The organism is Aeromonas sp. R5-4, assembly GCF_040908215.1.
In the GTDB taxonomy this organism is placed as follows: Bacteria; Pseudomonadota; Gammaproteobacteria; order Enterobacterales; family Aeromonadaceae; genus Aeromonas; species Aeromonas veronii.
The window spans coordinates 263,137-273,627 of record NZ_JBFODG010000014.1 but is presented as its reverse complement, the minus strand read 5'-3'; the positions used below and the strand labels follow the sequence as shown (position 1 = coordinate 273,627).

At 58.8% G+C, this 10,491-nt stretch carries 10 protein-coding genes and 1 tRNA gene; 6 read left to right on the top strand and 5 right to left on the bottom strand.

Annotated features, from left to right (window positions below):
* The first annotated feature begins 182 nt into the window (after nt 1–182).
* Nucleotides 183–259, top strand: a tRNA-Asp gene (locus tag AB5Y83_RS06855).
* Between the two features lie 584 nt (nt 260–843).
* Nucleotides 844–2,796 carry a ligand-gated channel protein gene (locus tag AB5Y83_RS06850; RefSeq protein WP_368174894.1) on the top strand — a complete coding sequence of 651 codons (1,953 nt, stop codon included), beginning with the start codon at nt 844–846 and terminating at the stop codon, nt 2,794–2,796.
* A gap of 67 nt (nt 2,797–2,863) precedes the next feature.
* Here AB5Y83_RS06850 and AB5Y83_RS06845 read toward each other — a convergent pair whose 3' ends face one another.
* From AB5Y83_RS06845 to AB5Y83_RS06835, 3 genes are all read right to left on the bottom strand, one after another.
* On the bottom strand, nt 2,864–4,252 hold the full coding sequence (locus AB5Y83_RS06845) for a transporter substrate-binding domain-containing protein (RefSeq protein WP_368174893.1): 1,389 nt from the start codon (nt 4,250–4,252) through the stop codon (nt 2,864–2,866).
* A 140-nt stretch (nt 4,253–4,392) separates the two neighbouring features.
* The gene (locus AB5Y83_RS06840) at nt 4,393–5,754 is read right to left on the bottom strand and encodes an ATP-binding protein (protein ID WP_047435114.1); all 1,362 of its coding nucleotides are present in this window, start codon (nt 5,752–5,754) and stop codon (nt 4,393–4,395) included.
* Nucleotides 5,755–5,787: 33 nt separating this feature from the next.
* Nucleotides 5,788–6,510, bottom strand: coding sequence for a response regulator (locus AB5Y83_RS06835; RefSeq protein ID WP_042052907.1), 723 nt, complete (start codon nt 6,508–6,510; stop codon nt 5,788–5,790).
* 199 nt (nt 6,511–6,709) lie between these two features.
* Here AB5Y83_RS06835 and AB5Y83_RS06830 point away from each other — a divergent pair, with 199 nt between their 5' ends.
* The gene (locus AB5Y83_RS06830) at nt 6,710–7,057 is read left to right on the top strand and encodes a hypothetical protein (protein ID WP_100652356.1); all 348 of its coding nucleotides are present in this window, start codon (nt 6,710–6,712) and stop codon (nt 7,055–7,057) included.
* A gap of 179 nt (nt 7,058–7,236) precedes the next feature.
* Here the strand turns inward: AB5Y83_RS06830 and AB5Y83_RS06825 are convergent, their stop codons facing one another.
* Both AB5Y83_RS06825 and AB5Y83_RS06820 read right to left on the bottom strand, forming a co-directional pair.
* Nucleotides 7,237–7,656: a hypothetical protein gene (locus tag AB5Y83_RS06825; protein WP_368174892.1), complete on the bottom strand. Its 420-nt coding sequence runs from the start codon at nt 7,654–7,656 to the stop codon at nt 7,237–7,239.
* Nucleotides 7,657–7,755: 99 nt separating this feature from the next.
* Nucleotides 7,756–8,670, bottom strand: coding sequence for a LysR family transcriptional regulator (locus tag AB5Y83_RS06820; protein ID WP_019446735.1), 915 nt, complete (start codon nt 8,668–8,670; stop codon nt 7,756–7,758).
* A 258-nt stretch (nt 8,671–8,928) separates the two neighbouring features.
* On the opposite strand from AB5Y83_RS06820, the gene AB5Y83_RS06815 reads away from it, so the two are divergent.
* Genes AB5Y83_RS06815 through AB5Y83_RS06805 form a run of 3 tightly spaced genes read left to right on the top strand, consistent with a single transcriptional unit; the run spans nt 8,929 to nt 10,410 of the window.
* Nucleotides 8,929–9,261 (top strand): hypothetical protein, encoded by a 333-nt coding sequence (locus tag AB5Y83_RS06815; protein WP_013723379.1) that lies wholly within the window; start codon nt 8,929–8,931, stop codon nt 9,259–9,261.
* A 30-nt stretch (nt 9,262–9,291) separates the two neighbouring features.
* Nucleotides 9,292–9,978, top strand: a complete 687-nt coding sequence (locus AB5Y83_RS06810) for a pirin family protein (protein ID WP_005336514.1) — start codon at nt 9,292–9,294, stop codon at nt 9,976–9,978.
* Nucleotides 9,979–10,017: 39 nt separating this feature from the next.
* Nucleotides 10,018–10,410 carry a DoxX family protein gene (locus AB5Y83_RS06805; protein ID WP_005336513.1) on the top strand — a complete coding sequence of 131 codons (393 nt, stop codon included), beginning with the start codon at nt 10,018–10,020 and terminating at the stop codon, nt 10,408–10,410.
* The last annotated feature ends 81 nt before the right edge of the window (nt 10,411–10,491 follow it).

The following is a 10,491-nucleotide window of genomic DNA, read 5'->3' as shown; positions in this document are numbered from 1 at the left end:
TGATCCCATGCCGAACTCAGAAGTGAAACGCGGTAGCGCCGATGGTAGTGTGGCATTCGCCATGCGAGAGTAGGACACTGCCAGGCACCCAATTAAACAGCGATGTGAAGAATCACGTCACTGGCTGCGAGGATGACACCTCACTGACGCGGCAAACAATTTAGCGCAAGCTAACCGAATGCGGAGCGGTAGTTCAGTCGGTTAGAATACCGGCCTGTCACGCCGGGGGTCGCGGGTTCGAGTCCCGTCCGCTCCGCCACTAATTTGAAGGCCTTCCCATCTGGGAAGGCCTTTTTTCTATGGGCGGTTTTTGCCCATAAGTCCCACAGGTTTGCACACCAGAACCAACACAAAGCCCAGTCTCACGACCGGGTTTTGATGTTTTAGCCTGCTGGTGAGCTGCCGACATCCACCACGATGCCAATGCCTTCCCCTATTGGCGTTCTTGCTACTATTTCCACCTCTGTATCGCAGCACATCCCATCTTGGCCATATTGTTCCGCTGCGAGCTGATAGAGCTTGAGGATTAAATCAGGCCATCTTGCAACGGTACGTCATCGCTTCCGCTTGTTTGTTTAATTCCCGTGTTTGTGTATGGATTTATTCCATTAAAACAGTCTCTTATCAAGAATGAGCTGTTTTGTAGCAGGAATACCACACGAGATAAATGATAATGATTATTGTTTGAATAATCGGGGCGGGGTCGTTACAATGCGAGCTGATTAATAAAGTGCTTTTCAAATGAGCCTTTTCTAATGCTGCGCCTGGCCGGATGCTAGGGCGTTGTAATGAGTGAAGTAAGGGAATACGTCACCTTCCTACTAAAAATGTTCAGGCTAAAACATGACAACAGTGAAACCGAACAAGCTTGCCTTGCTGATCTGCTCCCTTCTTGCGACCCAGGCCTATGCTGCCGAACAAGAGGTGATGGTCGTCACCGCTTCCGGCTTCCAGCAGAAGATTGAAGACTCAGCTGCCTCCATCTCTGTGATTACCCGTGAGCAGCTGGAAAAGCGGGCATATCGCGATGTGACCGATGCCCTGAAGGATGTGCCCGGTGTTGTGGTGACTGGCGGTGGCAGCAGCAGTGATATCAGCATTCGCGGTATGGGGTCGAAATACACTCTGATGCTTGTTGATGGCAAGAAGGTGGATAGCCGTGGCACTCGCCCGAACAGCGATGGTCCGGGTATCGAGCAGGGCTGGTTGCCGCCACTGCAGGCGATTGAGCGCATTGAGGTCGTCCGTGGCCCCATGTCATCCCGTTATGGTTCCGATGCCATGGGGGGCGTGATTAACGTGATTACCCGCAAGACCACCGGCCTGGCCTGGCAGGGCTCGGTTCATGCTGATTCGACCTTCCAGGAGAACAAGGATGCCGGCAACAGCTTCCAGACCGATGCCTATACCGCAGGTTCACTGATCGATGGCGTGTTGGGGCTGCGTTTCAATGGTCAGCTCGCACATCGTGGTGAAGACAAATTTATCCAGGGTTTTGCCGAGCAGGAGACTCGCAGTGGCACGGCCGTGTTCAGCTTCAAGCCTGATGATCATAACCGCTTCGATCTGGAAGCCAGTCGTAGTCTGCAGGATCGGGATCGCACGGCCGGCAATTCGCTGGCTGCCAAGGCGAAAGATAGCCTTAACCGCTACGAGCGCACCAACTATGCGCTGACCCATGATGGCAAGTATGATTTCGGCTCTTCCAGCAGCTATCTGCAGCAGGAGACCAACACCAACCCCGGCCGCAAGATGGAGCTCACCAACACCATCGCAGATACCCATACCCAGTTTATTCTGGGTGATCACTACCTGAGCGTTGGTGGTCAGTATCGCTATGAGGATCTGCACGATCAGGGCAATACCCTGAAGGTGGCCAACCCTGCCGAGCAGCTGACCCGCTGGAGTTGGGCGATGTTTGTCGAGGATGAGTGGTCACTCACTGACAGCTTTGCCCTGACCGGTGGCGCCCGCATGGATCGGGACCAGAACTACGGCTCTCACTGGAGCCCGCGCCTCTACGGCGTCTGGCATCTGGATGATAGCTGGACCCTGAAAGGGGGCGTATCCACCGGTTACCGCTCCCCTGACTTGCGGATGTCAGCGGCCAACTGGGGTCAGGTCACCGGTGGTGGCAGCCTGGATGGCATGCTGGTCGGTAACCCGGACCTCAAACCCGAGACTAGCGTGAGTGAAGAGATCGGCCTGCTGTGGAACGGTCATCAGGGCTTTAACGCCGGTGTTACCCTGTTCAACACCGACTTCAAGAACAAGATCTCCGAAGTGCGTCGTTGCACCAGCAAGAGCGATCCCGCCTGTACCCTCAATGGTCACAGCTATGACTTCATCAGTGATCGGGTCAACGTCGACAAGGCGAACATGCGCGGTGTCGAGGGGATGATGGATTGGGCCATCAATGAGGATTGGTCGGTCAGCTCCAGCTACACCTTTACCCAGTCCGAGCAGAAGAGTGGTCCACTGGCGGGTCATGCCCTCAACCAGATGCCCCGTCACATGTTCAACGGCAGTGTTGACTGGCAAACCACCGAGGATCTCAGCCTCTGGTCACGGGTAAACTTCCGTGGCGAGACCTCCGAGTACCTGAGCCGGGTCAAGATGGCGGAGGGGACCCCTTCCTACACCTTCTTTGACATGGGTCTGGTCTACAAGGCCAACAAGCATCTGGATCTGACCGCCGGGGTCTACAACCTGTTCGACAAGACGGTGGATTACAGCAGCTATGGCACTGTGCTGGATGGTCGCCGCTACAACCTGGGCGTGACCTACAACTTCTGATAGGGAACCTGTTATGCGGCCGCCATCTTCCGATGGCGGCCGTTTTTATTGCGCCTCCGTCAGGGGACTATGCCTGATAGGGGGCGGCTTGCCAGGTATTGCGCCCCAGTCCCTTGGCCTGATACATGAGGGCGTCAGCCTGCCGTAGTAGCTGGTCGGCATCAGCCTCTCTCTCTGCGGCGACCCAGACTGCCCCGGTGCTGATGGAGAGGGTCACCTCGCCGCTGCTGGTGTGCAGGGTCTGCCGGTTGCTCTCCAGGCAAATGCGCTCTGCCCATTGTTCTGTCTCGGCCAATGTGGCCAGCGGCAGCAGCAGGCAAAACTCTTCGCCGCCGATGCGGGCCAGCAGAGCCTCTTCAGGCAACAGGTTGGTCACAGTCGTGGCCAGCTTTTCCAGCAACAGATCCCCGATGCCATGACCAAAGCGGTCATTGGTCTCCTTGAAGTGATCCACATCGAACAGCAGCAGAGCACAGGGCTCCCCGCTTGCCAGCCGCTGCTCCATGGCGGGCATAAATGCCCGTCGGTTGAGCAGGCCGGTCAGGGGGTCGGTACTGGCCAGTTTCTCCAGTCTGGCGTTGGCGCGGCTCAACTCGGTGGTACGGCTGGCAACGGCGCGGCGCAATTGCACTATGTAGGCCACCATGATCAATGCTCCGGCCAGCAGTAGCCAGGGACCGAGATGGATGGGGTAGACGGTTTCGACATGCATCCACTTTCGGATGATCCGCTCTCGATCGCTCTCTTTGAGCTTGGCGAACCCCTCTTCCAGCCGGTGTAACAGGGCAAGGTCGCCCTTTTTCACTGCAAAGCGGATCTGGTCGGTATAGAGGTGGCGAACCGGAATAAAGCGGGTGGGATCGTCGGAGGTATAGATGTAGAAGTTGGCGACCTGCAGATCGGCGATAAAGGCTTTTATGTCGCCCCGAAAGGCCGCCGCCAGCAGGGTGTCATTGTCATTGAAGGTCTGCAGTCTGGTGCCGGGGAAGTAGCGTCTGGCGTAATACTCCTCGTAGCCACCGGCTACCACACCGACCGTTTCATGGAGCAGGTAGTAATGTACATCGGTGCCGCGCAGTTCGCTCGAGAAGAAGAGTTGGGAGTCGAGCTGGGCGAGAGGCCGGCCATAGTCGAACAGTTTGTCTCGCTCCGGCGACCAGAGCAGTCCGGCGTGAACATCCGCTTTCCCCTCATGGAGCAGGTCGAGGGAGCCTTGCCAGTCGACCAGCCTGAACTCGATCTTCTGGCCGGTCACCCTGGCATATTCACGCCACAAATCGATCAGCAGGCCATCCGGCTGGCCCGACTCATTGATATAGGAGAAGGGCTGCCAGGCTTTGGAGTTGGTAATGATGATCGGCTCTTCCGGGGCTTTGGCCCAGACAGGCAGAGCAAGGGCGAGTAGCAGGAGCCCCCACCCGATACTGACTATGACTCCTGTCCTGGAAGAGGCCATCCTTGCTCCAATCCGTTGCCGTATACCGTCCCGTGGTCATCGATTATCACCGCCTTTCTCATCGAAGAACAAGCGCCCAAATGATGAAGTTTGCATGATGCAAATGGCGCCATGACAAGGCTGGCGGATAGAGTGACTACTTACAGCGGCAGGCTGATCCGCGCCTCCAGTCCCCCCTGTGGCCGATTGAGCAGGGTTAGCTCGCCGCCGTGCTGATGGACCAGAGTGCGGGCAATGGAGAGCCCGAGCCCCACGCTGCCTGACTCGGTGTTGCGCGCTTCATCGAGCCGCACGAACGGCTTGAACACATCCTCCAGCCGCGCCGGATCGATCCCCGGCCCGTTATCGCAGACCCGGATCAACAGCTCCTCCTTGCGCCGCTCCAGCGACACTTCTGCGCTGCCGGCATATTTGATGGCGTTGCCGATCAGGTTCTGCAGCACTCGGCGCAGGGTGTTGGCCCGACAGGCGTAGACCTCTTTGCCCTCCGCCAGACAGGTGACCGGCTGGCCGGTATCGGCATAGTCATCGCACAGGCTGACCAGCAGGCTGACCAGATCTAGCTCGCGGGTAGCCTCCTGCTGTCCCTCCTCGCGGGCAAAGCTGAGGGTTGCCGCCAGCATCTGTTCCATCTGTTGCAGGGTCTGCTGGATGCGCTCCTTGTCCTCGCCATCGGCCAGAAACTCGGTGCGTAGCCGCAGGCTGGTGATGGGGGTGCGCAGATCGTGGGAGATGGCCGCCAGCATCCGGGTTCTGTCCTGCACGAAGCGGTCGAGCCGGGTGTGCATCCGGTTGAAGGCCTGAATCGATTCGCGGATCTCGGTCGGCCCCTCCTCTTTCAAGGGCTCGATATCCTCCCCCCGTCCGAGCCGCTCCGCATTGCCTGCCAGCTGCTTGAGCGGGCGGGTGGCGCGGCGAAACAGCAGCACCATCAGCCCGATCACCAGACTGGCGACCAGCATCAGGTTGAAGGTGGTCTGCCACGACCAGCTGCCCGCCTCCTTGTCGACCAGCGAGCTGAACTGCAGCCAGCCCCCCTGCGGCAGTTCGATGGAGCCGTAGAGCCGCATATCCCGCGGCGGGGGCGGCCCCTTGCGATCCCGCATCATGCGGGCATGATGTTCCCACGCCTTGCTGCGCTGGGTATCCTCCTTCAGTTCGGCACTGATCTCGACAGTGAGGCCGGGAGGGTAGTTGAGGCGCGAGCGCACCAGCTGCTCGAAGCGGGGACTGCGGTTATCCGGTTGCAGCGGCTCGTCGGAGAGGCGCAGCAGCAGGGTCTCGCTGCGGCTCGCCTTGAGGATCTCGTCATAGAGGGACGGGGGGGAGAGGGAGAGCAGCCTGACCACCGAGATGATCCGCTGCATGGCGTTGCGGCTGTTGACGAAGCCGAGCGCCTCCTCCCGATCCGTGCGGTAGATCTGGATACTGAGCAGCTGGATCAGGATCAACCCCGCCAGCGCCACCAGAATGATCTGGCCGGTCAGCCCCTTGGGCCACATCCGTGCCCACAGTCGTCGCAAGGTGCCCACTGCTTAAACCTGCGTCACGTCGGCGGAGAACATATAGCCACCACCCCAGATGGTTTTGATCAGTTCCGGATTCTTGGGATCCCGCTCCAGCTTGCGGCGCAGGCGGCTCACCAGGGTATCGATGGCGCGATCGAAGGCTACCGCCTCGCGGCCACGGGCCAGATCCAGCAGTTGATCCCGGCTCAGCACCCGTTGCGGGCGTTCGAGAAACACCTTGAGCAGATCGAATTCGGCAGTGGAGAGGCTCAGACCGACCCCATCTTCATCGACCAGCTCCCGGCGATTGACGTCGAGCAGCCAGCGATCGAAGCGCAGATCCCGGGTCAGGGTCTCGGCGGCGGGTTGGTTATCCGCCTGGGTGCGGCGCATCACCGCCTTGATGCGCGCCAGCAGCTCGCGCGGATTGAAAGGCTTTGCCAGATAGTCGTCGGCCCCCATCTCCAATCCGATGATGCGGTCGGTCTCTTCCCCCATGGCAGTGAGCATGATGATGGGCAGGTTCGATTTGACCCGCAGCTCGCGGCAGAGGGTCAGACCATCTTCACCCGGCATCATCAGGTCCAGCACCAGCAGGTCGAACTCCCGCTCCTCCAGCAGTCGCTTCATCTCCTTGCCATCCCGGGCGCAGCTGACCCGCAGGCCGTGCTGTTCCAGAAAGCGTTTCAAGAGATCGCGGATCTCGCTGTGATCGTCGACCACCAGAATGTGGGTGTTGCCCTGGTTCATGAATACCTCCCCTGCTTGGCGTTGGCACGAGTATACGAAAATCCGCCCTGCGGTTTGTGTCAAAGTGTGCCAGATCCGCACGATGCCACACTCTGCTACAAAAAAGGGCGATGCTGGCAAAGTTCAGACACCGATAGGGTGTTTACTTGAGGGCAAGGCAAGAGCGCCGAACCAGAATCATCCCTACAGGAGATAGACCATGAAAAAGCTGACCAAAACCCTGCTGACCGCCACCCTGATCCTTGGCCTGCCGCTGGGCGCCTATGCAGCCAGCGAAGCGGCCCCCACCGGCCAGCCCGGTGCCATGGTGGATTGCCCGATGGACGGCGGCATGATGGGTGGCAAACACCACGGTGGTCGCCACGACAAGATGGCCCGCATGCAGAACATGACCCCGGAGCAGATCCAGGCCAACTTGCAGCAACGTTATGATCGCATCGAGGATCCTGCCAAGAAGGCGGAGTTCATCAAGAAGCTCAACGAGCGTGCCGCCGGCATGACCAAGCACGCCGAAGCGATGAAGCAGTTCGCCGAAGCGAACCAGTAACAACGCCAGCTGTTATCAACCCAAGGGTGGCCGAGGCCACCCTTTTTGTGCTTACTGCGTTGAGCAGCAGATTGGCTGAACGCAGGCGATTACCAATAAAAAGAGGGGGAGCCTGATGCTCCCCCTCTTGCTATCTGTGCCGGTGCGGGTGTTCAGCCCACTCCACCGGACGAGCGAACTTAGCCTTGAGCCTTGTCGGTCAGGTCTACTTTCTTGACGGTTTCGCCTTCGAACTTGATGACCACGTTTTTCTTGGCGGCGTCGGTATCTTTCAGCAGGGTTTTGGTGGTTTCTGCCAGCAGCGGAGAGGCCTTGTTCAAGGCATCCAGATCATAGGTCCACACTTCCAGACCGGCCTCGGTCTTGGTAGAGGCAGGAGAGCCCAGCTTATCTTTGACTGCCTGCTTGTTGGAGCCGCCTTCCTTGATATCCAGCGCCTTTTTGATGGCTTCGTTGGATGCGTTGTCCATGGCACCGGATACGGCAGTGCTGGCCGCATCCTTGACGCTGCTGGTGACGCTGTCGGTCAGCGAATCCATCAGGCCGGCATTGGCAAACAGGGGCAGGGTGGTGAGGGCAACCAGCAAACTCTTTTTCATTTTCTACAGCTTCCATGGGTTCAATGAGGCGGCTATGAAATCAGCAAAGATATTGGGCGTCAAGTGAGGCACGCAATTAACATTTCTGTTAACTGGATCTCATTTCTCACCAGCCGCAAACAGTTTTGGTATCTCCCGCACCAGCCAGCTTTTAGCCTTGCCCATGGTGTCCCGCCGCCAGGCCAGCACGACCTGGAGCTGATGGCGATATTCGGGGCTGATCACCTTGAGCCGTCCGGCCCGGATGTCCTCCTCAATCCAGCTTTGTGGCATGGTGCCGACACCGATCCCTGCCAGCAGGGCATCCCGTTTCTCCGTCATGGTGCTGACGGTGAGACGCGGCTGCTTGTCCAGCAGGCGGTAGGTGAGAACCGGTTTGCGCAGGGCTGTGTCGGCCACCGCGATGGCGCGGTAGCGGCGCAGGGTTTCGTCAGCCAGAGGCTCCGGCTCCTGATGTAGCGGATGATCGGGATGGGCGACGTAGAGCATCACCTCGTCCTTGATCACCTGATGCTTGATGCCGGTCATCATGATGTCCGGATTGATGGAGGAGATAAGCAGGTCGGCGCGACCATCTTCGAGACACTCCCAGCTACCCGCCAGCACCTCGGCCCGCAGCCGCAGTCGGGTATCAGTCTGCTCGGCCAGCTTCTCCACCAAGGGGTAGAGGGCCTGCACCGGGACCAGCGCATCGACGGCGACTGTGATGTCGGTCTCCCAGCCACGGGCCAATGCCCGGGTCTCGCCTACCAGATGTTCGGCTGCCTCCAGCAGCACCCGGCCGCGCTCCAGCAGCATGCGTCCGGCCGGGGTGAACTTGGTGCGGTGGCCGCTGCGGTCAAACAGCATGGCATCCAGTTCGTCTTCCAGCTTCTGCACCGTATAGCTCAATGCCGAGGGCACCTTGCCCAGCTCGTCGGCCGCCGCCGCAAAGCTGCCGCGGCGGTCGATGGCGTCCAGCACCCGGATTGCCTCCAGGGTCAGCGCCCGTTCTTTGTTCGATTCCTTGGCCATTCCTCACCTTCAATTTTTTTGAATATGTTTGCCAGTTTATCTCGCTAACAAGTTAGGTCATGTCACTTTAATATTCAATCAACGCTTAGGCAGGAACGTCGAGCGGCCAAATATGCGGGTAGTTCCGCACTGTGACACACCAAATCGGTCTGTCTGACGTCGGTGAAAGAACAACACACTATTTGAATAACCTCTTGCATGGATGCATTGATTCTGGCCGAAAAGGCCTTGGCAATGACATATAAAACAAGAGAGTGAATGAACATGAAAAACGTAATCAAGATGCTGGCCGTTGCAGGCCTGATGACCACTGGTTTCGCCCAGGCTTCCGTACCGGCTGACTTCAACGCCATGCCCGGTGTGCTGTTTGTGAACTGGAACGCCACTGCCGCAATGGATGGCAAAGCCAATCCGATGCTGGAAGTGCGTGACGAGTCTGGCGATCTGCTGGCATCAGTCCACGCCAATCTGACAGGCACCCAGCAGGTGCGGATCCCGAGCCGTACCCAGGGCAACCTGACTGTCAGCCTGGCTGACCAGAGCAGTGAATACCGTATTCCGTTCGGTATCGGTAGCGGCAAACAGCGTTAATCAACCGTCCCGGTAGGTGAGGAGCAGACCATGATGCAATTGAGAGCCGCAGAAGCGCGGGGCAAGGCCAACTTTGGCTGGCTGGACGCGCGCCACAGTTTCTCCTTCGGTCACTACTATGACCCGGAGTGGATGGGGCACTCGGTACTGCGGGTGATCAATCAGGATCTGGTTGCGCCGGGTGGCGGATTCGCCACCCACCCTCACGCCAATATGGAGATCCTCACCTGCGTGCTGCAAGGCACCATAGAGCACAAGGACAGCCTCGGCCATGCCGAGCAGATCCCGGCAGGGGATTTCCAGCTGATGAGCGCAGGCAGCGGGATCCGCCACAGCGAGTACAACCCCTCGCAGACGGATCCTCTCTCCCTGTTGCAGATCTGGATCGAGCCGAACGAGTTCGGCACGCCACCCGGATATCAGCAGAAGAAGATCGAGTCCAGACCGGGCATGACGCTGGTGGCGTCACCGGATGGCGAGGCGGGATCGCTGCGGATCCGCCAACAGGCCCGCGTATGGCGGCTGGAACTGGCCCCGGGCGAGACGCTCGAATGGGCACTGGCTGGCCGACACGGTTACCTGCAGATGATTTCAGGGGAGTTGACCGCCAACGGTCTGGCTGCCCGACCCGGCGACGGGGTACTCAGTCGTGATGAATATCGGTGGGAGCTGGTTGCGACCAGTGCCAGCCAAGCCCTGTTATTTGACCTACCCTGAAGCAGTCAGCGGTGATGTGACACAAAAGAGGAATATGAAATGGACAAGATGAAAGATGTAGCGCTGCTGGCGGGTCGTGTACTGCTGGCGCTGATGTTCGTAATGGCGGGCTGGAGCAAGATCGGCGGCTACGCCGGAACCCAGGGCTATATGGAAGCGATGGGCGTACCGGGTTTTATGTTGCCGCTGGTGATCCTGCTTGAGCTGGGTGGTGGCCTTGCCGTCGTGCTCGGTCTCTTTACCCGCAGCCTCTCCGTGCTGCTGGCCGGTTTCACCCTGATGGCTGCCTTTATTTTCCATTATCAGCCTGCAGAACAGATGCAGATGCTGATGTTTATGAAGAACGTCTCCGTTGCCGGTGGTTTCCTGGCGCTGGCGGCGGCCGGAGCAGGGGCTTTCAGTGTGGATGCCCGTCTCGGCAAAAACTGGTAATGCCCTGAAGAGTCAAGTTTTCCAATGCCTTTTGGCCGGTGCAACTGCACCGGCTTTTTTCTGTCTGCGTTTTCCGGGTAG

Bases quoted from the DNA above. Each gene is read 5' to 3' on its own strand.
- AB5Y83_RS06845 (WP_368174893.1), bottom strand. From the start codon at position 4,252: ATGGCCTCTTCCAGGACAGGAGTCATAGTCAGTATCGGGTGGGGGCTC.
- AB5Y83_RS06805 (WP_005336513.1), top strand. From the start codon at position 10,018: ATGGACAAGATGAAAGATGTAGCGCTGCTGGCGGGTCGTGTACTGCTG.
- AB5Y83_RS06850 (WP_368174894.1), top strand. From the start codon at position 844: ATGACAACAGTGAAACCGAACAAGCTTGCCTTGCTGATCTGCTCCCTT.
- AB5Y83_RS06825 (WP_368174892.1), bottom strand. From the start codon at position 7,656: ATGAAAAAGAGTTTGCTGGTTGCCCTCACCACCCTGCCCCTGTTTGCC.
- AB5Y83_RS06820 (WP_019446735.1), bottom strand. From the start codon at position 8,670: ATGGCCAAGGAATCGAACAAAGAACGGGCGCTGACCCTGGAGGCAATC.
- AB5Y83_RS06810 (WP_005336514.1), top strand. From the start codon at position 9,292: ATGATGCAATTGAGAGCCGCAGAAGCGCGGGGCAAGGCCAACTTTGGC.
- AB5Y83_RS06815 (WP_013723379.1), top strand. From the start codon at position 8,929: ATGAACATGAAAAACGTAATCAAGATGCTGGCCGTTGCAGGCCTGATG.
- AB5Y83_RS06840 (WP_047435114.1), bottom strand. From the start codon at position 5,754: ATGTGGCCCAAGGGGCTGACCGGCCAGATCATTCTGGTGGCGCTGGCG.
- AB5Y83_RS06830 (WP_100652356.1), top strand. From the start codon at position 6,710: ATGAAAAAGCTGACCAAAACCCTGCTGACCGCCACCCTGATCCTTGGC.
- AB5Y83_RS06835 (WP_042052907.1), bottom strand. From the start codon at position 6,510: ATGAACCAGGGCAACACCCACATTCTGGTGGTCGACGATCACAGCGAG.